15 protein-coding genes are annotated in these 20,911 nt (G+C 68.6%); 13 read left to right on the top strand and 2 right to left on the bottom strand.

Features of this window, described 5'->3' with window-relative positions; genetic code table 11:
* Positions 1-10: 10 nt before the first annotated feature.
* The 11 genes from FB478_RS10740 to FB478_RS10690 all read left to right on the top strand — a co-directional run bounded on the left by FB478_RS10740 (position 11) and on the right by FB478_RS10690 (position 16,241).
* A complete protein-coding gene (locus FB478_RS10740; RefSeq protein ID WP_056390961.1) occupies positions 11-1,291 on the top strand; it encodes an RDD family protein in 1,281 nt (426 codons plus the stop codon).
* Positions 1,288-2,220, top strand: coding sequence for a PP2C family serine/threonine-protein phosphatase (locus FB478_RS10735; protein ID WP_056390964.1), 933 nt, complete (start codon positions 1,288-1,290; stop codon positions 2,218-2,220). Before FB478_RS10740 ends, FB478_RS10735 begins: the two co-directional genes overlap by 4 nt.
* Positions 2,207-4,207 (top strand): FHA domain-containing protein, encoded by a 2,001-nt coding sequence (locus FB478_RS10730; protein WP_056390967.1) that lies wholly within the window; start codon positions 2,207-2,209, stop codon positions 4,205-4,207. Before FB478_RS10735 ends, FB478_RS10730 begins: the two co-directional genes overlap by 14 nt.
* Positions 4,204-5,985 (top strand): serine/threonine-protein kinase, encoded by a 1,782-nt coding sequence (locus tag FB478_RS10725; RefSeq protein ID WP_018771883.1) that lies wholly within the window; start codon positions 4,204-4,206, stop codon positions 5,983-5,985. Before FB478_RS10730 ends, FB478_RS10725 begins: the two co-directional genes overlap by 4 nt.
* Positions 5,986-6,063: 78 nt before the next feature.
* On the top strand, positions 6,064-6,768 hold the full coding sequence (locus FB478_RS10720) for a hypothetical protein (protein ID WP_018771884.1): 705 nt from the start codon (positions 6,064-6,066) through the stop codon (positions 6,766-6,768).
* Positions 6,765-11,210, top strand: a complete 4,446-nt coding sequence (locus FB478_RS10715) for an FtsK/SpoIIIE domain-containing protein (RefSeq protein ID WP_144600427.1) — start codon at positions 6,765-6,767, stop codon at positions 11,208-11,210. The genes FB478_RS10720 and FB478_RS10715 overlap by 4 nt, the downstream gene beginning before the upstream one ends.
* A 123-nt stretch (positions 11,211-11,333) precedes the next feature.
* Complete coding sequence (locus FB478_RS10710) at positions 11,334-11,957, top strand: hypothetical protein (protein ID WP_056390975.1); 624 nt, start codon at positions 11,334-11,336, stop codon at positions 11,955-11,957.
* Between the two features lie 140 nt (positions 11,958-12,097).
* Positions 12,098-14,332 (top strand): NAD-dependent DNA ligase LigA, encoded by a 2,235-nt coding sequence (gene ligA, locus FB478_RS10705; RefSeq protein WP_395858349.1) that lies wholly within the window; start codon positions 12,098-12,100, stop codon positions 14,330-14,332.
* Positions 14,329-15,138, top strand: a complete 810-nt coding sequence (locus tag FB478_RS10700) for an inositol monophosphatase family protein (protein WP_144600422.1) — start codon at positions 14,329-14,331, stop codon at positions 15,136-15,138. Before ligA ends, FB478_RS10700 begins: the two co-directional genes overlap by 4 nt.
* 172 nt (positions 15,139-15,310) lie before the next feature.
* Positions 15,311-15,814: a GNAT family N-acetyltransferase gene (locus tag FB478_RS10695; protein WP_134164504.1), complete on the top strand. Its 504-nt coding sequence runs from the start codon at positions 15,311-15,313 to the stop codon at positions 15,812-15,814.
* A 46-nt stretch (positions 15,815-15,860) separates the two neighbouring features.
* On the top strand, positions 15,861-16,241 hold the full coding sequence (locus FB478_RS10690; RefSeq protein ID WP_056390984.1) for a RidA family protein: 381 nt from the start codon (positions 15,861-15,863) through the stop codon (positions 16,239-16,241).
* A 13-nt stretch (positions 16,242-16,254) separates the two neighbouring features.
* Here the strand turns inward: FB478_RS10690 and FB478_RS10685 are convergent, their stop codons facing one another.
* Entirely contained in the window at positions 16,255-16,917 is a 663-nt protein-coding gene (locus FB478_RS10685) for a response regulator (RefSeq protein WP_018771890.1), read from the bottom strand.
* Positions 16,910-18,733: an ATP-binding protein gene (locus FB478_RS10680; RefSeq protein ID WP_144600420.1), complete on the bottom strand. Its 1,824-nt coding sequence runs from the start codon at positions 18,731-18,733 to the stop codon at positions 16,910-16,912. Before FB478_RS10680 ends, FB478_RS10685 begins: the two co-directional genes overlap by 8 nt.
* A gap of 236 nt (positions 18,734-18,969) precedes the next feature.
* Between FB478_RS10680 and FB478_RS10675 the strand changes: the two genes are divergently transcribed.
* Together FB478_RS10675 and gatC are read left to right on the top strand one after the other, a co-directional pair.
* Positions 18,970-20,466 (top strand): CitMHS family transporter, encoded by a 1,497-nt coding sequence (locus FB478_RS10675; RefSeq protein WP_026266170.1) that lies wholly within the window; start codon positions 18,970-18,972, stop codon positions 20,464-20,466.
* Between the two features lie 146 nt (positions 20,467-20,612).
* Positions 20,613-20,909: an Asp-tRNA(Asn)/Glu-tRNA(Gln) amidotransferase subunit GatC gene (gene gatC / locus FB478_RS10670; protein WP_018763018.1), complete on the top strand. Its 297-nt coding sequence runs from the start codon at positions 20,613-20,615 to the stop codon at positions 20,907-20,909.
* Positions 20,910-20,911 lie beyond the last annotated feature (2 nt).

Below are 20,911 nucleotides of genomic sequence, written 5' to 3'. Positions count from 1 at the left end.
AGGAACGGGAATGGCAGTGAACCTTCAGCTTGTTCCGGCTGCGGCGGGCAAGCGGCTTGGCGCTGCCGTCATTGATTGGCTGCCTGGGGTGGCGGTGCTGGTGGTGACGTTTGCCATCGGATTCGCCGGGATTACCCGCACCAGAAGCGGTGGCTTCATTGTCTATGACACGTCCTCTCTGGTGCTCTTTGGCGGCATCGGCCTTGGCCTGACCCTGGGTTACCTCTTCGTGGTGCTCGGGCTGGAAGCACGCACCGGCAAAACGCCCGGGAACCTGCTGATGGGCATCCGCAGCGCGGACCAGGACGGTTACGCTCCCGGCGCCGGCGCCGTGTTCCTGCGTGGCCTCATCACCGGAGCAGGCATCCTGTTGGCCGTGCTGGCCGCGGTGCTGGTGGTGGTCTTCAAGTGGTTTGACGTCGCCCTGCCCATCCTTGGCCCGCTGCTCCTGGTGGGTGGCGCGTGGGCCGTGCTGGTGGTGGTTTCCAGCCGGTGGGACAGGGACGGCGGGCTGCGGGGCTGGAATGACACCGCCGCCAAGACCCTGGTGTTCGATGTCAAGGCGGGCCGCGATCCCATCACCACCGGTGGCATCCAAGGGCCTTACAGCTTCGCGCCCCTGGACCTGCCGCCCGTGCAGCAGGTCCTGTCGCCGGTGGCCGGCGCCAACGTGGCCCAGACTCCCGTACACCAAGCCCCCGGACACCCAGCCCCCAGACACCCAGCCCCTGTACACCCAGCCCCTCATGCCCCTCTGCAAACCCCTGCGGCGCAACCTCCGGCTCCGGCACCCCAGGCACCTTCGCCGTCGGCCGCCCTGCCGTGGCAGACCATGCCCTACAGCCCACCTGCCTCCTTCGCGCCGCCGCCCGCCGCCGGCCACCGGATGCCCCCGCCGCATGTGGACGACGACGTCGAACGCACCCAGGTGCGGCCCGGAACCGGCGGCCCCGCCCCTGTGGCCGTCCTCCGTATCCGCCTGGACGACGGCCGCGACTTCCAGCTGGACCGCAGCGTCCTGGTGGGCCGGAACCCGGTGGGGCAGGCCGGGGAACAGCAGGCCCAGCTGTTGGCTGTGGATGACCCCGGCCGTTCGATCTCCAAGACGCACCTGCACCTGCTCACCGACGGCGCGGGCATCTGGGTGACGGACCGCCAGTCAACCAATGGAAGCGCCGTCACCACCCCGGACGGCCTGCGCACCCCCTTGGTGCCGGGCGTCCCCACGTTTGTTACCCCGGGATCCAGCGTGCACTTTGGAGACCGTACCTTTTACCTAGGACAGGCATGAACCAGCACCCCGCCAGTGTTTCCACCATCCAGCCGGGGCCGGGACTCAGCCTCAGCTACGGCTACGGAACGGACAGGGGACTCCGCCGGGAGTTGAACGAGGATTCGTATATCGCCGCCGATCCCGTCTTCGCCGTCGCTGACGGCATGGGCGGCCATGAAGCCGGCGAAATCGCCAGCGGCCTGTGCGTGCGGGCCCTGGCCGGGATTCCCCAGGTGGCCACGGGGGAGCGGAGCATCACCGCTGCCGTCCTCCAGCAGTACCTGGTGCGTGCGGACAACTCGATCCGTGAGGCCACCGGAGCCCGTGCCGGCACCACCCTTACCGGTGCTGTCGTGGTGGAACAGATGGGCATGCCGTACTGGCTGGTGGTGAACATCGGCGATTCCCGCACGTACCGGCTCAGCCAGGGACGGTTCGAGCAGATCAGCGTCGACCACTCGGAGGTCCAGGAACTCGTGGACGCGGGCGAAATCACCGCCCAGGAGGCCACCGTCCACCCGCGGCGACACGTGGTCACCCGGGCCCTGGGCACGGGCGACGAGACGGAAGCGGACTACTGGCTCCTTCCCGTGGAGGAAGGCGACCGCGTCCTGGTCTGCTCCGACGGCCTGACGGGGGAACTGGCAGACGATGACATCCTCCGGATCCTCAGCAGCGTGGCGGATCCGCAGGAGGCGGTGGACGCCCTGATCCAGGCCGCCCTGCGCAGCGGCGGCCGGGACAACGTCACGGCCATCGTGGTGGACGCCAGGAACGTTTCGAACGACGACGGCGCTGGCACCACCGCGCCCCGCCTCACCTCCGCTGACGGGGACGAAGTGACCCTGCCGCGGCCGCAGGCATCCGAAGCCGTGACGCAGCCCCTGCCCGCACCGGTGGAGGAGACCGCGGACCACAACGGGGAGCCGGACGATGACCGCCGCTAGCTACATCCCCGGCACCTGGCTGGGCATTGTCAGGTCCCGCACCGCAGTCCTCCTGGGCCCCGGGTCGCCCGCGGAACTCGCAGGCGCATTGTGGGAACTCCTGGCCGGCCGGCCTGAGCCGCACGAGATCCTCGCCGCCGTGACCAGCACTTCCGGCGGATCCCTCACCCGCATCCCATCCTTCGGCATCCTGGATTTCAACGGATCCCTGCGGGTTTTCCTGCGGGGCGACATCGACCTCACCGTCGAACAGCCCGGGGGAGCCGTGGACCTCGACGGCCGGGACGTGACCACCTGGAACGAACGCAAATTCGTGGTCCCCGGCACGTGCCGGGTGGCGATTGCGGCTGGGACCACCGGTACCGCCGGGCTCGCCACCGAACAACCCGAGCTGCCGCTCGGTGAGGGCGTGGTGCTGCTGCAGTCCCTGACCCTGGGCGCACGCTCCGGCCCGGCTGCGGTCGATGCTCCGGCCGCAGCGGATGCTGTTGCACCGGCGGAAACTTCCGGCAGCGACGAGGCTTCTGCTGCTCCCGCCGGCCACGCCCCGGCTGACCTGCGGGAGCCGGACGTTCCGGACGAGGCGGAAGACCTGCCCGAAACCACGCTCCTGCCCGGGCATGCAGCCTCGGCCGAAACGGTGCTGGGGGTCATCGAAGAGGACGTTGATGAACGCCCGGCCGACGGGGTGGTCGATCCAGCGGAAGCCGCACACGCCCACGCCCGGGATGCCCATGACCCCGATGCCACTATTGCCCCGGATTTCATTATTGGTGTCGACGGGGAGCGTGGTGTCGACGGTGAGATTGGTGCCGGCGGGGATCGCGGCGCTGAGGGAGAAGCTGTGGGGAATGCTTCAGGTGAGCCCGCCCCAATTGAGGTGCCGGAGACAGGCTTCGCCGGCGTTGCCCCCACCGGAGCCGGCGCCGGTCCCGCAGCGGAGATGACGACGTCCTATGACCATCTCTGGGACCGCACCGTCATGCGGCACATCGAAGACGCTGCCGTGCGTGAGGACCCTGACGACGATTCCGGCCAGGTGTCCCCGCAGCAACGCCCGGCCCTGCCGGCAGCCGAACCCCTGCCCGCCCTCCGCAGCCCGGAGGCCCCGGCCCCGGATGTGCCGGCAGCCGGTTCCGGGACTGCGACAGAGACCGACGGCCGGCATCAGCCCACACCTGGCGCCGGACTTGAAGTGGGATCCAGTGCCGGTACAACTGGGGAGCCGTCAGGCCGGCCCCGTCCTGCCTCCGCCGGCGTCCTCATCGACTCCGTCCCGTGGCGCACGGGGGGAGCTACGCCGGCCCCGGACGCCCCTGCCTTCACCCCGTCGCCAACCCACGGCACGCCACTGGCTCCACCGGCATCCGGGGCACCTGCGCCCGTCGTACCGGCGCCTGCTGTATCCGGCACCGGCACCGGCTTCGACCCCGACCACGATGGCCAGACAGTGATGAAAAGCAGCCTGCCGGGAACCGCGTCCGGTCCGGCAACAAACGCGCCGGCCGTCCAGCAGGACCCCGCCAATGGACCAATGGTGCTGGCCCGCGTCTGTGCCCAGGGCCACGCCAACCCACCCACACGTGCCCTCTGCAGCGCCTGCGGGGCTGCCCTGCTGCCGGATGCCGTGCAGGTGGCCCGTCCCAGGCTGGGCCGGATGCGCCTGTCCACCGGCGAACTGCTGGACCTCGACCAGTCGATGGTCATCGGCAGGCAGCCGTCAGTGTCCCGGGTGCAGGGCGGCGTGATGCCGCGGCTCGTCCAGGTGGCAAGCCCCGGCGGCGACATTTCCCGGTCCCACGTCGAGGTGCGGCTTGAGGGCTGGCACGTGATGCTCTGCGACCTCAAGGCCACCAACGGCACTGTCCTGGTCCGCGAAGGCCAACCGCCGCGCCGCCTGGCCCAGAACGAGATGGCCATCCTGCTCGACGGCGACATCGCGGAGCTGGGCGACAACATCTCACTGCGTTTTGAGGAGATTCCTTGAGTTCCAAACGGCCCGTTGCGCCGCCGCCCCGCATCCAGGGCTTCACCTACATCAGCCTGCTCGGCTCCGGCGGGTTTTCCGACGTCTACCTGTACGAACAGGACAGGCCGCGCCGGAAAGTCGCCGTCAAGGTGCTGCTCTCGGACCTCAAGACCGAGGGCGCGCGGCGGCGGTTCGAGTCCGAGGCCAACCTCATGGCCCAGCTGTCCTCGCACCCATACATCGTCACCATTTTCGAAGCGGAAGTCACCGATGACGGGCACTCCTACCTGGCCATGGAGTACTGCTCCCGGCCCAGCCTGGACGTGCGTTACCGGCGGCAGCGCTTCAGCGTTGACGAGGTCCTGGCGGTCGGCATCCAGGTGGCCTCCGCCGTCGAAACCGCCCACCGCGCCGGCATCGCCCACCGCGACATCAAGCCCGCCAACATCCTGGTGACGGACTACAACCGTCCGGCCCTCACCGACTTCGGCATCTCCGGCACCCTGGCCGGGGATTCTGATGACGATTCGGGCATGTCCATTCCCTGGTCCCCGCCCGAACAGTTCCGGGACGGCGGCGTTGACGGCGTCATGGTGGACGTGTGGGCCCTCGGCGCCACGCTGTACACCCTGCTGGCCGGACGTTCACCCTTCGTGATGCCGGGCGCGGACAACTCGCAGCGTGAACTGATCAACCGGATCAGCAACATGGCGCTGCCGCGGCTGGGCCGTGCCGATGTGCCGGAATCACTGGAACTGGCCCTGGCAACCGCCATGGCCAAATCGCCCCAGTCCCGGTACTCCTCGGCCCACGCCTTCGCCCTGGCCCTGCAGCGCATCCAGGCCGAGCTCAACCTTTCCGTCACGCCCTTCGAGGTCCTGGAGGAGCCGCAGCAGGAGGAGGGCCACCCGGACGACGGCACCGAGGAGACGCGCGTCCGCAGCATTGCTGCCATCGATCCGGAGCGGACCGGCAGCGCACCCACGTTCCCTGCCCGCACCCGCCCCAACCCGACCGGCACCGGGACTGACGCGACGGGGCCCGGGGGCGGCGCCCTCCCGCCGTCGCACTTTGCTCCCGCCAGCCCCAGCCAATGGCAGCCTGCCCCGGCAGTGCCGCAGATTCCGGCCCGCACCACGTGGGCGGCGGCCACCGGGGCGGCTGCTCCGGCGGCAGCCACGGACGACGGCGCCGGCCAGGGGGAGTGGGCGCAGTCCACCGTCCTGCGTGGCAGCACAGGGACGGCCAACTACGGTGCACCCGTCACGGGCACAGGAGGAACGCAGGACACGGGCTACACCGTGGACGCAACAGTCCAGCGGGCGGTGAAGGCGGACGAGCCGCAAGCGGCTCCGAAGGCCGACCACGGCAAACGCAACCTCTGGCTCGCAATCGCCGGCGGCACCCTCCTGGTATTGGCGGCTGTGGTGGGCATCGTGGTGGCCAACACGGCGACAGGCACCCCCAAGGCGGTGGAAACCCAGCAGGCCAGCAAACCCCCTGCGGACGCCCTGGACAGCGGCACCGTGCCCGATGTCGAAGGCCTGGCCGGAACGGTCGACACCAACGGCGAGGCATCCTTCTACTGGAACAACCCCGACCCCAAGCCGGGCGATACCTACAAATGGAGGGTCTATACCATCGGTGGGGGCGGCGACTACCAATCCATCGCGCAGGCGCCCGTCCGGCTCAGGCCCAACCCGTCGGGGCAAACCTGCATCCAGGTCATGATCGTCCGCTCGGACGGTGCGTTCTCACCGCTGGGGTCCGGTTCCATCGCCTGCACCGGCCAATGAACGTCCCGCACTGCCGGTTTCACGGCAACACCACCACTCCGACTACCGCAACAGTTCTGCCTTGAGGAGGCACAGATCATGGGGGATCTAGCAATAGATTTCTGTGGCGAATGGTACGAGCCATCGGATGAGGACATCTTCAACATCGGCCGCGAAGGCGACCTTGAGGTGGACGACAACCCGTACCTGCACCGGCAGTTCCTGCAGGTTGCCCGCTACGACGGCATCTGGTGGCTGAGCAACGTGGGCAGCATGCTCTCCGCCACCGTGGCTGACGCCTCCGGCGGCATGCAGGCCTGGCTGTCACCCGGAGCGCGGATTCCGCTGGTGTTCAGCCACACCAATGTCATCTTCACGGCGGGGCCCACCACCTACGAGTTCGCCGTGCACGTGAAGACGCCGTCCTTCCGGCAGGAAGCCCGCGAAGAAGCCGGCAACGGGGACACCACCATCGGCCCCGTGGTCTTCACGGACGCGCAGAAGGCGCTGATCGTGGCGCTCGCCGAGCCTGTGCTCCGGCGTGAGGGCACCGGTTTCAGCACCATCCCGTCCTCCGCGGCGGCCGCCAAGACCCTGGGCTGGGCACTGACGCGCTTCAACCGCAAGCTGGACAACGTCTGCGACAAGCTGGACCGGGTGGGCGTGGCGGGACTGCGCGGCGGCGGCGGCAAGCTGGCCACCAACCGCCGGGCACGCCTGGTTGAACACGCCGTCACCACCCACCTGGTGACCCCCGATGACCTGTACCTGCTGGAGAAGATGAGGGGCGTGGACGAAGGATGAGGATCCGGCTGACACTCCGCCGCGAACCCGCCGACGCCAAGGACCTGGCCGTCACGGTGGACGGCATGGCCACCGTGGCCGACATCGCCACCGTGCTGTGGACGGCGGACCCCGCCCGTAAAGGCACCCCCGCGCCGGACAACCTTTCGCTGCGGATCGATGAAGCATTCGTGGGTGCCGGCATCAGCGGGAACATCCTGGCCCGGGAGGACAACCTCCTCGAATCAGGCCTGCGCCCCGGCTCGGTGGTATCGCTGGCCCAGGTCAGTGGGCAGTTCCACGAACCCGGGGCCAACCGGGGACCGGCCGCCGCAACCCTGCGCGTGTTGTCAGGGCCCGACGCCGGGCGCGAATTCTCGCTGCCCACCGGCACCAGCTACATTGGCCGGGACCGGGACGTGGACATCCGCCTGACGGATCCGCTGACCTCCAAACGGCACGCCCGGATCACGGTAGGCGAAGGCATCGAGATCGTTGACACCAACTCCGCCAACGGCCTGCTGATGGACGGGCTGCCCGTCACTAGGGCCACGCTGAACTCCTCCGACACGGTGACCCTGGGTGACACCACCGTCACCGTGGTGCCGCTGGGCCACAACCATGCGGCAGCGCCGACGTCGCCCCTGGTGGACTTCAACCGCTCCCCGCGGGTGGTGCCCCGCTTCGACGTCCCCAAGCGGGTTCTTCCTGCCGGGCCCAAGCGCCCCGAGGACCATCCCTTCCCCTACATCATGCTGGTGGCACCGCTGATGATGGGCGCGGTCATTTTCGCGGTCACGCAGAACGTGCTCTCCATGGTGTTCATGCTGATGATGCCCCTGTTCATCGTGGGCCACCACGTGGACCAGACAATGCGGACCCGGAAGCAGCAGAAGGAGCAGCTCAAGCAGTTCCGCGCCGCCATGGCCGCATTCCGGCAGGACCTTACGGAACTGCAGCAGGTGGAACGCGCGGTCCGGCTGCAGGAAGCGCCGTCCGTCAGCGACACGGTGGACGCGATTTACAAGCTGGGGCCGCTGCTGTGGACGCACCGGCCGGAACACCCGTCGTTCCTCGGCCTGCGGTTCGGGCTGGGGACCGCCCCGTCCCGCATCCCGTTGGAAGAGCCCTCCAGCAACGACACCGAGGTCCAGTACAGCCGCGAAATCCAGGACTGCATCAAGCAGTTCAGCGGGATCGAAGGCGTCCCCGTGGTGTCCCAGCTGCGCACCTCCGGCGCGCTGGGGATCGCCGGCGCCCGCGGCCTGGTGGACGACGTGGCCCGTGGCATGGTGCTGCAGCTGGTGGGACTGCATTCCCCGGCCGAGGTGGTCCTCACCGCCATCACGTCCGCCCAGTCCCGGGAGCGCTGGAACTGGCTGCAGTGGCTGCCGCACGTAGGCTCGGGCCACAGCCCGCTGGGCGGGGACCACCTTGCCGCGGGGTCGGCCGGCGGCTCTTCACTGCTGGCCCGCCTCGAGGACCTGGTCGACGCCCGGGAGGCGGCGGCCAAACGGTCAGGCCCGGACCTGCGCCCCGGCATCGACCCCGTAAAGCATGAGCCCGAAGAGCCGGTCCTTCCCTCCGTGCTGGTCATCGTGGAGGACGACGCCCCGGTGGACCGCGGCCGCCTGACCCGGCTGGCCGAACGCGGTCCCGACTCCGGCGTGCACATCCTGTGGGTGGCCACTGACATCCAGTCACTCCCGGCTGCCTGCCGTGACTTCATGGTGGTGGACGGCGACCACGGCACCACCACCGGCCAGGTCCGGCTGGGCCGCCACACCTACCCGGTCAGCTGCGAGAGCGTGGACGCGGAGCTCGCAGCACAGCTGGCCCGGATGCTGGCGCCCGTGGTTGACGTGGGCAAGCCGGTCAATGACGATTCCGACCTGCCCCGCGCGGTGTCCTATGCGGCCCTGATCGGCAAGGACTTCCTGGACAATCCGCAGGCCGTGGTGGAGCGCTGGACGGAAAACAACTCCCTGCACGCCACCGCCGTGGCCAACCGCAAGGACAACGGGACCCTCAGGGCGCTGGTGGGCTCCAAGGGCATCGAGCCGCTGTACCTGGACCTGAAGAACGAAGGACCGCACGCCCTGGTGGGCGGCACCACCGGTGCCGGCAAGTCCGAGTTCCTGCAGTCGTGGGTCATGGGCATGGCTGCGGCCTACAGCCCCGACCGGGTCAGCTTCCTTTTCGTGGACTACAAGGGCGGAGCGGCGTTTGCCGACTGCATCAACCTTCCACACACGGTGGGCCTGGTCACGGACCTTTCCCCGCACCTGGTGCGGCGGGCCCTCACATCCCTGCGCGCGGAGCTGCACTACCGCGAGCAGCTGTTGAACCGGAAGAAGGCCAAGGACCTGCTGGCCCTGCAGCGGGAGGCGGACCCGGAGGCGCCGCCGTACCTTGTGATCATCGTGGACGAGTTCGCCGCGCTGGCCAACGACGTGCCCGAATTCGTGGACGGCGTGGTGGACGTCGCCGCCCGCGGCCGCTCCCTGGGCCTGCACCTCATCCTGGCCACCCAGCGGCCAGCGGGCGTCATCAAGGACAACCTGCGCGCCAACACCAACCTGCGGGTGGCGCTGCGCATGGCCGACGAGGACGACGCCACCGACATCCTGGGGGTGCCGGATGCGGCCTACTTCGACCCCGCCATCCCGGGCCGCGGTGCCGCCAAGACCGGGCCCGGACGGATCCAGGGATTCCAGACCGGCTACGCCGGCGGCTGGACCACGGATAAACCGCAGCGCCCCCAGATCGACATCGTGGAGATGGCCTTCGGCTCCGGTCCCAGCTGGGAAGCTCCGGCACCCGAAAAGCCTGCGGCCCCGGAACCGGCCGGTCCCAATGACATTGCCAGGATGACCTCCACCATCGTGCACGCGGCGGACACCCTGGCCATCCGGCCGCCGCGGAAACCATGGCTGGACGAGCTGGCCAAGACCTACGACTTCTCCAAGTTGCCCAACCCCCGCACCGACGAACAGCTGCTGCTGGGCGTCGCGGACGACCCCGTCCACCAGGACCAGCCCACCGTCTTCTACGAGCCTGACCGCGACGGCAACATGGCCATCTACGGCACCGGTGGTTCCGGCAAGTCCGCCGCCCTGCGCGGCATCGCGATTGCCGGGGCCGTCACCCCGCGCGGCGGCCCCGTCCACGTCTACGGCATCGACTGCGGCTCTTCCGGGCTGCGGATGCTTGAGGAGCTTCCGCACGTGGGGGAAATCATCAATGGCGACGACGTCGAACGCGTCGGGCGGTTGCTGCGCCTCCTCCGGGACATCGCCGAGCTGCGTTCCGCGCAGTTCGCCGAGGTGCGCGCCTCCACCATCGTGGAGTACCGGAGGCTGGCCAACCGGCCGGACGAGAAGCGGATCTTCGTGCTGGTGGACGGCATGTCAGCCTTCCGTGAGGCGTACGAGCACAGCAAGCTTTCCGGGCTCTGGGACATCTTCCTGCAGCTGGCCACGGACGGCCGGACCCTGGGCATCCACCTGGTGGTGACCGGGGACCGGCCCAACGCCGTCCCCGCGTCCCTGCTCGCCTCCATCCAGCGCCGCCTGGTCCTGCGCCTGTCCTCTGAGGACGACTACATTTCCATGGATGTTCCCAGGGATGTCCTCACGGCCACGTCGCCCCCGGGCCGTGGGCTGCTGGACGGGCTTGAAGTCCAGCTGGCCGTCCTGGGCGGCAATTCGAACCTGGCCCTGCAGGCCCGCGAGGTCCATAAGCTCAGCGAAGCCATGCAGCGGCAGGGCCTGGAAACCGCCCCGGGCATTGAGCGTCTCCCCGAGCAGGTGGACCTGGATGTCCTGCCGGCCGGCAGCCCCGACCTGCCCGTTATTGGAGTGGACGACGAGTCCCTGCAACCGGCCGAACTCATGGCGCGCGGACCGTTGCTCCTGGCCGGCCCGCCGGGCTCGGGGCGCACCGTGGCGCTGGTCACCCTGGCCTACGCGCTGCGCCGGTCCAATCCCGCCACGGAACTGGTCTACCTCGGGTCCCGCCGGTCCGCCGTCGCGTCCCTCCCCATCTGGAACCGCGCCGTGGTGGGCCCGGACGACGTCGCCGAAGTGGTGGAGGACCTGGTGGAGCACTCCACCGGAAACCCTGGCACCGTGGCCTTCTTCATCGAGGGCCTCACCGAGTTCACCGACACCATCGCCGAGTCAGGAATGGCGCAGCTGGTGACGGCGTCCCTCAAAGCAGACCAATGGGTCATCGGCGAGTCCGAATCCTCCACCTGGTCCTCCGCCTGGCAGCTTGCCCAGCCCTTCAAATCGGGCCGCCGCGGCCTGCTGCTGAACCCGGGGGATATTGAGGGCGACAGCCTGCTCAACACGTCCCTGGGCCGGGTCAGCCCGGACTTCATTCCGGGCCGCGGGTACGTGGTGGGGCGGGGCAAGGCACGGAAAATCCAGGTGGCGCTCCCGCCCGAAAACCGGGACTGAACAGCGCCGATGAATGCGGGGGCCGCGATCCGTCGGGATTTGCGGCCCCGCAGGACGTTGTAGAAGACTACCGGGGACACCAGAAAGCCGCGGTGGGGGGACTGCGCGCATCGAAAGGTAGCAATGACCCCGTCCGCCCCGATCGTCCGCACTGTTTCGACGACGTCATCAGCAGCTGTCCTTGCCCTGGCCCTCGGCTTGTTTTCCACCGGTCCCGCGCTGGCTGCAACCGCGGACCCCTCTCCGACGGCAGGCACCCAGGCCCCACCAGACTGCGGTCTTGTCTGCGTGCCCATCCTTGCCGACAACCCCGACCCCGGCCGGCCCCGCAAATCCAAGGAGGCTGCCCAGCCGCCGGCCCAGCCGGCGCCACCCGCCGAGCCTCCCGCCCAGCCACTCCAGCCGCAGCCAACGGAGCCAGCCGCGCAGCCGCAGGCAGGCACTCCCGAACCGGCCGGGCCTCCCGCCACGGCAGCGGAACTCCCGGATGGGTCCGCCACCGGAACCACGTCACCCGCTGCCGGCTACCGGCCGCCGACCGGCCCCTCCAGCGGGGTGGACTGGAACAGCCCGGTCAACCGGACTCCCGGGCCTGCCCGGATGGCTGCCGCTGCTGCCCCTGCCCGTGACGAGGGCCCCGGCGGACCTGCGCTCCTGCCCATCGCCCTTGGAACGCTGCTGGTGGGCGTTTCCGCGGGCGCCTTCGCCTGGTGGAACCGAAACCGGAACCGGCTGCGCTCGCACTGACAGCGTTCACGCCGCCCTGCCCGCTGGCTGTCGCAGGTGTAAGGCAAGATAGGTCTGTGAGCACAGGACCAGGACCCGCAGAACAGACCGCCACCCGAACCGCGGAACCACACGAGCCCGAAGCCGTTCCCACCGAAGCCATCCGCGAGGAATACGAAAACCTCGCGGACCTGGTGCGGAAGTACCGGTTCGCGTACTACCAGGAGGACGCACCCCTGGTTTCGGACGCCGAGTTCGACACCCTCTTCCGCCGCCTCGAGGAGATCGAGGCGCTGCATCCGGAACTGGTGGCCAACGACTCGCCAACGCAGGAAGTGGGCGGCGAAGTATCCGCCGCCTTCGCGCCCGTGGAGCACCTGCAGCGGATGTACAGCCTGGAAGACGTCTTCTCGCTGGACGAGCTTGAGGCCTGGCTCAACCGGGCCGAGGCCAGCATCGAAAAAATCGGGGACGGCGGCACCAAGGCAGCCTGGCTTACCGAACTCAAGATCGATGGCCTTGCTGTCAACCTCCTGTACCGCGACGGCAGACTGGTGCGGGCTGCCACCCGCGGCGATGGAACCACGGGCGAGGACATCACCCACAACCTGCTCACCATCAAGGAAATCCCGCAGGAACTGCACGGCAGCGGTTTCCCCGCCGAAATGGAGGTGCGCGGGGAGGTCTTCATCCCCTCCAAGGCGTTCGCGGAGTTCAACGAGGCCCTGATCGAAGCCGGCAAGGCACCGCTGGCCAATCCCCGCAACGCGGCCGCCGGCTCCCTGCGGCAGAAGGACCCCGCGGAGACGGCCAAGCGGCCGCTGAAGATGTTCGTCCACGGCATCGGCGCCCGCGAGGGGCTCGCGGCCGGCAGCCAGTCGGAAACATACGGGCTGCTCAAGGAGTGGGGCCTGCCGGTCAGCCCGTACTTCGAGGTGCTGGAGTCCAGGGAAGACGTCCTTGGCTTCATCAAGCGCTACGGGGACCAGCGCCATAAGCTGCTCCACGAAATCGACGGCATCGTGATCAAGGTGGACGACTTTGCCACCCAGCGGGCCCTGGGCAACACCACCCGCGTTCCGCGCTGGGCCGTGGCCTACAAGTACCCGCCGGAGGAAGTCCACACCAAGCTGCTGGACATCCAGGTCAACGTGGGCCGAACCGGCCGCGTCACCCCCTACGGGGTCATGGAGCCGGTCAAGGTGGCCGGCTCCACGGTGGAAATGGCCACCCTGCACAACCAGGACGTGGTCAAGGCCAAAGGCGTCAAGATCGGCGACATCGTGGTCCTGCGGAAGGCGGGCGACGTCATCCCCGAAATCGTGGGCCCGGTGCTGGCCCTCCGGGACCAGCAGGACCCGCCCGTGCGGGATTTCGTGATGCCCACCGAATGTCCATCCTGCGGTACTCCGCTGGCCCCGGCCAAGGAGGGGGACGTGGATGTCCGCTGCCCCAACGCCAGGTCCTGCCCGTCGCAGCTTCGTGAGCGGGTGTTCCACGTAGCGGGCCGTGGCGCCTTCGACATCGAGGCCCTGGGCTGGGAAGCGGCCATTGCGCTGACCCAGCCGGCCGAACCCGATGTTCCGCCCCTGGCCTCCGAAGCCGGACTGTTCGACCTCACCCCCGAGGACCTGGCCGGCGTCCGGATCCGGAGGGAGAAGAAAACCAAGGGCGTTCCCACCGGCGAGTACGAGCTGGTGCCGTACTTCTTCAGCAAGGGCACGGCCAAGTCGCCGTCCAAGCCCACCGCCACCACGCAGAAGCTGTTCAAGGAGCTCGAAAAGGCCAAGGCCCAGCCCCTGTGGCGGGTGCTGGTTGCCCTGTCCATCCGGCACGTGGGCCCGCGGGCGTCCCGGGCCCTGGCCCAGGCGTTCGGCTCCATGGACCGCATCCGGGCAGCGTCGGAGGAGGAGCTGGCCCATGTGGACGGCGTGGGGCCCACCATCGCCGCCGCGCTGAAGGAATGGTTCGCGGAGGACTGGCACCTTGAAATCATCGACCGCTGGGCCGCCGCCGGGGTGCGCATGGAGGACGAACGGGACGAATCCATGCCGCGCACGCTCGAAGGGCTGACGGTGGTGGTCACCGGCTCGCTGCCCAACTTCAGCCGCGACGAGGCCAAGGAGGCCATCCTGCTCCGCGGCGGAAAGGCGGCCGGTTCCGTTTCGAAAAACACCAGTTACGTGGTGGCCGGCGAAAGTGCCGGCAGCAAGCTGGACAAAGCAGAGCAGCTGGGGATTCCAGTGCTGGACGAGGACGGGTTCCGGCAATTGCTCGACGGCGGCCCGGCAGCCCTGGGGGATGCGACAGCCCTGGGGGATGCGGCAGCGCCGGGAGCGGACGGGGACGCCAACGGGGAAGCGGCAGTACCGGCCGCAGTGGAGGAGAACGCATGACGTCCGCATCGGAACTGCTGGAGGTCGCCAAACAGGCAGCCGCTGCCGGTGCCAGGGTCCTTTCCGGCCGGGACGGCACCGCGCTGGACGCCAGCAACAAGGGGGCGGCCGGGGACTGGGTGACGGCCTTCGACGTCGCCGCCGAAAACGCGGTGCGGGACGTCATTGCCGCGGCCCGCCCGGGGGACAGCATCACCGGCGAGGAACAGGGCACCACCCGCCCCGCCGATCCCACCGGCTACCGCTGGTCCATCGACCCGCTGGACGGCACCACCAACTTCATCCGCAACATCGTCTACTACGCCACCTCTGTGGCTGTTGCCGACTCCGACGGCGCCTGGCTGGCCGGCGTGGTCAACGCCCCGGCGCTGGGCCGGATCTACTACGCCGCCCGCGGCCGGGGTGCCTGGCTGGAGGAGCGCGGAACCACCACCAGGCTTGAGGGCCCGGTCCCGGGCCGGACCGGGCAGATCCTGGCCACCGGATTCAGTTACGAACCCGGCATCCGCTCCCAGCAGGCTGCCGCCTTCGCCACCCTGATGGATGGGTTTGCCGATGTCCGCCGGCTTGGTTCCGCGGCCCTGGACCTGTGCATGGTGGCGGACGGAACGCATGACGCCTACGGCGAGAGGGGCCTGAACGAGCACGATTTCTCGGCCGGGGCGCTGATCGCGGAGGAAGCCGGCTGCTGGGTGCGCAGGCCACGCCTGACCAGCCCGCTCGACGGCGGTCCCACCGAAGAGGAGCGGCTCGACGCCTGGACGTGCGCGGCCAGCCTGGAGCTGAGCGGCAAGTTTCCGCTCTAGGCGGCGCGGGAAGCCGGGCCGGCTCTGCAACACTGGCTCTGCAACACCGGTACGGCACGCCCACTGGTACTGCACTGGTACTGCACTGGTACCGCTCACCGGTTCTGATAGTTCGATCACGGAAAGCGCGTTTCCGCCGGAACCGGGGCCGGGCCGCCACTACCATTGACGGGTGCAGCAGCAGCCAACCATCCGTCCCGCCGTCGAAGCCGACTTCCCGGCCATCGCCCGGATCACCGGCGACTCCTATCTCTCCGCAGGCTACTTCGACGACCCCGCCCATCCGTACATGGTCAAGATCATGGACGTTGCTGAACGGGCCCAACAGGCCACCATCTGGGTAGCCGAACGGGAGGGAACCGTCATCGGCTCCGTCACGCTGGCGCTCGCCGGGGAACCCTACGCGGACATTGCCCTGCCGGACGAGCTGGAATTCCGCATGCTGGTGGTGGACCCTGCCGTCCAGCGCAGCGGCGCCGGCCGGGCCATGGTGGAGGCGATCATCGATTATGCCCGTACCCTTCCGGGCATCCGCGCGGTGGCCCTGACCACGGGGAAAGACTGGGAAAGCGCGCACGGCCTGTACCGCAGGACCGGCTTCCACCGGGTGGCTGAACGGGACTGGTTCGTTCCCGGAACCGACACAAAACTGCTGGTTTACCGGCGCGACCTGTAGCAGCCCTACAGTGGTGGCGACCCACTCCAGCTTTGAAAGGCCACCCATGCGCAAAACCTTCGGCAGCGGATCCGTCTGGGAACAGACCCTCGGCTACTCCCGTGCCGTCCAGGTGGACGACACCCTCTACATTTCCGCAACCGCGGCAAGCGGTGACGACGGGATCGTGGGGGACGACTTCTACACCCAGACCCAGTACATCCTGCAGAAACTCGGCAAGGTCCTGGCCGACGCCGGCTTCGGCTACGAGGACGTTGTGCAGTCCAAGCTGTACCTGACGGACATCAGCAAATGGGAAGAGGCCGGCCGGGCGCACGGCGAGGTGTTCGGTGACATCCGCCCCACCCTCTCCCTGGTCCACGTGCTGCCGTTCCTGGATCCGAAGATGCTTGTCGAGATCGAACTCGTCGCCCAGAAAGCTGCCTGACGCTCTCCCTGGACTACCGCGCCGGCAGGCCGTACCGGTGTTCCGGCCTGCCGGTGGTGCCGTAGCGGAGCTGGATGTCCACCGCGCCGTCGTCGGCCAGGGAGGACAGGTACCGCTGGGCGGTGGCCCGGGAGACGCCCACCCGGGAGGCCACTTCCGCGGCCGAGTACTGCTCACCGGGGGCCAGGGACTCCAGCACTGCCGCTTCGGTGGCGGAGCGGGGTTTCGACGACGGCGTGACATCACCCGGAATCAGGGAACGTTTTGCACGTTCCACCGCCTCCTGGTCCAGTGCCCCCGGCTGGCCCAGGAGGCGCCGGTACCGGGCATAGGAGCGCAGCTGCTGGGACAGCGACTCCGCAGTGAAGGGCTTGAGCAGGTATCCCAGCGCTCCCCGGCGGAACGCCACCCGGAGGGACGAGGCATCGGAGGCGGCGCTGAGGATGATGGTGTCCACATCCAGTTGCTGCAGCAGGTCCAGGCCCGATGCATCCGGCAGGTACACGTCCAGCAGCACCAGGTCCGGCCGCAGGCTGTGGATGGCCTGCAGTGCCAGGGAGGCAGTGCCCACGGGCGCCAGCGCCAGGAACCCTGCCACCGAGTCGACATACGTTGCGTGGAGCTTGGCCACATGGAAGTCGTCGTCCACGATCAGGACCCGAAAATCGTCAGCCATTCTCATCCTTTCCGGCTGCCCCCGGGGTTGCGGCGGCGGGCTTTCCCGCCGTCGTCTGCGGAAGGGTCGCCATGAACACGGCGCCCGGCCCGCCCCTGGTTCCGCGCTCCAGCACTTTCACGTCGCCGCCGCGGCGCCGTGCCAGCTGGCGCGCGAGAGCCAGTCCGAAGCCCTGTCCGCCACCTGCCCGGACAGGGCCGGAGGCCGTGGTGAAACCCTCGGCAAACACGCCCTCCGCGTCTGTGCCTCCTGCCAGCCCGTCACCCGAGTCCGCCACCACGATATGCAGCGTTCCGCCGTCGTCGGCCGGCTCATCCAGCACCTCAAGCTCAACCCAGCGCTCCGTTGATGACCCGGCAACGGCGGCGTTGACGGCGTTGTCGATCAGGTTGCCCAGCACCGTGGTCACGTCCTGGGCTTCGGTGACCTGCCCCCTGACCAGGGTCTCCGGGCCGATGCGGAGCGCAACGCCGCGCTCGTCCGCCTCCACGCCCTTGGCGCCGACGAAGGCCTGGAGATACGGGTCCTGCAACAGTTCTGCCTGGTCCACCGGGAACTTCAGCGGACCGGTGGCGGCCAACCGGGCAAGGTAGTCCCGTGCCTCCTGGTGCTGCCCGATGCCCAGGAAGCCGGCCAGGGTGTGCAGCTGGTTGGCGAACTCGTGCCGCTGGGCACGCAGCGCGGTGGACATGGTTCCCACGGCGTCCAACTGGCGGGTCAGCTGCTGCAGCTCGGTGCGGTCCCGCAGCATGATCACCCAGCCCAGGTCCTCCCGGCGGTGCAGCGCCTTGCGGGCGTTCGCCACCAGGACCCGGCCACCGGCCACCAGTTCCAGCGCATCCACGGCCGGACCGGCGGAGCCTGCAGCAGTCACAGCGCCTGGAACTGCCACAGTGCCTGGAACTATCACAGTGCCTGGAACTGTCACGGCGCCTGGAACTGCCACAGCGCCGGCCGCGGTCCGCGTAAGGGACTTCAGCTGCTGCGGAACCGGGGCATCCTCCCACCGGGTGCCGGACAGATCCGGCAACTCCAGCAGGCGCTGCGCCGCGGCGTTGAAGACGCTCACCCGGCCGTCGGCACTGACGCCGATGACGCCGTCGTCCACGCCCTGCAGCACCGCCACCTGGTCGTGGACCAGCGTGCTGATCTCTTCCGGCTCCAGGCCAAGGGTGAGCCGCTGCAGGCGGCGGCGCAGCAGGAAGGACCCCAGGATCCCGGCCAGCAGGGCACCCGCGGCCGTCAGCGCCACCGGCCCGATGTCGCGGGCCACGCTCTGGGCCACCGTCTCCATGGAGTAGCCCACGCTCACCTCACCCACCACCGTGGTGCTGCCGGGCGCATACACGGGAACCTTGGCGCCCGCGGAGGGGCCCAGGGTTCCGGTGTTCCGGGTGGTGATTTCCTGGCCGGACAGCGCCTCGGACGGGTCCGTGCTGACTTTCTCACCCAGCCGCTGGGGATCGGGATGGGCCAGCCTGATCCCGGTTTCGTCGGTGATCACCACGAACAGCGCTCCGGTCCGGGTCCGCGCTGCCTCGGCTGCTGACTGGAGCGGCCCGGCCAGAAGCTCGCCGGGCGGGGGAGTGCCGGGCTGGTCACTGATGGCCAGCACGTCGGCCCTGACCTGCGGATCCGAGGCAACGGTGCGCGCCAGCGTCAGGGCCTGGTTTTCGGCGTCGCTGCCAACCCGGTCGTACGTCAGCCAGGCATGCACGGTGGCGCTGAGCAGCACCACCAGCAGCACCACCGCCAGCTGCAGCAGCAGCGTCTGGGTGGAAAACCGCAGCGGCGGCCGGGGCACGGAACGCTGCATTCATCCTCCTTGACGGTGTATTGGCAGTGTATTGGCAGGGGTGTGTTTGCGTAGGATGCGGGTGCGGTCGAGCCGGTGGTTTCAGCGCATCAGGCCCGTGAGCACAATGAGCAAAATGCTCCCAATAAGCAGTATGCCAATCAATTGAGCCAAAGGCACTGCCGTGACGGACGCCACCCTACAGTCTGTAGCACGCATCACAACGCTGTGGTGCTGTTCACAAGAAGGAGCCGGCTGTGCTGGTAATACTTGGATTCGCCATGATCGCGGTATTCATGGTGCTGATCATGACGAAGAAGTTGACGCCAGTGCTGGCGTTGATCATTGTCCCTACTGTTTTTGGCCTTTTTGCCGGTGCCGGCCTCGGCATTGGCGACATGGTGATGGACTCCATGAAGTCCATGACCTCCACCGCGGCGCTGCTGATGTTCGCCATCATCTACTTCGGCCTGATGATCGACGTCGGGCTCTTTGACCCGCTGGTGAAGTTCATCCTCCGCAAGCTGGGCAACGACCCCGCCAAGGTTGTCCTGGGCACCGCCATCCTGGCGGCCGCCGTGTCGCTGGATGGCGACGGGTCCACCACGTTCATCCTCACCACGGCCGCCATGCTGCCGGTCTACCTGCGCCTCAAGATGAGCCCCGTGGTCCTCACCTGCGTGGCCGGCCTGGCCAACGGCACCATGAACATCCTGCCGTGGGGCGGCCCCACCGCCCGCGCCGCCACCGCCCTGAAGATCGACGTCAATGACGTCTTCGTCCCCATGATCCCGTCCCTGGTGGCCGGCCTGGTGGTCGTGTTCGCCTTCGCCTGGCTGCTGGGCCTGCAGGAGCGCAACCGCCTCCGTGCCACCGCTCCGGAAATCTGGGGCGTCCCGGAGACGGCGGCAGGGTTTGACGGAATGTCCGCCGGCGGTGCCTCCGCCGGCGGAACCGGCGGCACGGGTGCCGGAACCGGCCGCGGACGCCAGGGCAACCCCGGCGGAGCAGCCCCCGCCGTCGACGGCTCCCCGGCAGGATCCTCCGTGGCCGTACTGGACCGCGCCGACACCCTCATTGAGGACAGCGGCGCCGGACTCACCGACACCGCCCTTGACCCGAACCGCTCCACCCTTCGCCCCAAGCTGTTTTGGTTCAACCTGGCCCTGACCGTCGCCGTCATGGTGGTGCTCGTAGCCAACATCATCCCGCTGCCGTTCGTCTTCATGGTGGGCGCCGCGGTCGCCCTGCTGGTCAACTTCCCCAAGGTCAAGGACCAGGGCGCCCAACTGATCGCCCACGCCCCCTCCATCGTTGCCGTCGTCAGCATGGTCATGGCCGCAGCCGTCCTCACCGGCGTCCTCAAGGGCACCGGCATGGTGGAAGCGATGTCCGCATGGCTGGTCCAGATCATCCCGTCCTCCATGGGCCCGTTCATGGCGGTCATCACCGGCATCCTGAGCATCCCCATGACGTTCTTCATGAGCAACGACGCCTTCTACTTCGGCGTCCTGCCGGTGCTGAGCGAGACCGCCGCCCACTACGGCGTTGGCGCCGCTGACATGGCCCGTGCCTCCATCACCGGCCAGCCGTTCCACCTGCAGAGCCCGCTGGTCCCTGCCATCCTGCTGCTGGTTTCGCTGGCTAAGGTGGACCTCGGTGACCACCACAAGAAGGTCCTGTGGCGCACTGCCGTCATCTCCCTGGTAATGCTCGGCGTCGGGCTGCTGACTGGAGCCATTGGTATCGGTTAGTCTTTAGCTGCCCGCGCTCCTGTCCCCGAGGCAGGACCGGGTAAGTAAGGTGCCCGTCTGACGCCCGCTGGGGGCCGTCAGACGGGCATCTGCGTTTCCGCACTAGACTGGATCGGAAAACAATCCGAACTTTGCAGGGGAGATCCATGGCTGCGATCAACCGTGACGACGTCGCGCATCTCGCGCGGCTCGCTCACATCGAGATGAGTGCCGAAGAGCTGGACAGGATGGCCGGCGAGCTTGCCGTCATCGTCGATTCGGTCAAGTCCGTCAGTGAGGCCGCCGGGGATGACGTCCCGGCCACGTCCCACCCCATTCCGCTCACCAACGTGTTCCGCGACGACGTTGTTGGACACACCTTCACGGCGGAACAGGCACTCTCCGGCGCCCCGGATTCCGATGACAACCGATTCAAGGTCCCGGCCATCCTGGATGAGGCATAACC

It is taken from the genome of Arthrobacter sp. AG367 (genome assembly GCF_007828995.1).
GTDB lineage: Bacteria > Actinomycetota > Actinomycetes > Actinomycetales > Micrococcaceae > Arthrobacter.
The sequence above is the reverse complement of the archived record's forward strand: the minus strand, read 5'-3'. Positions and strand labels throughout refer to the sequence as shown.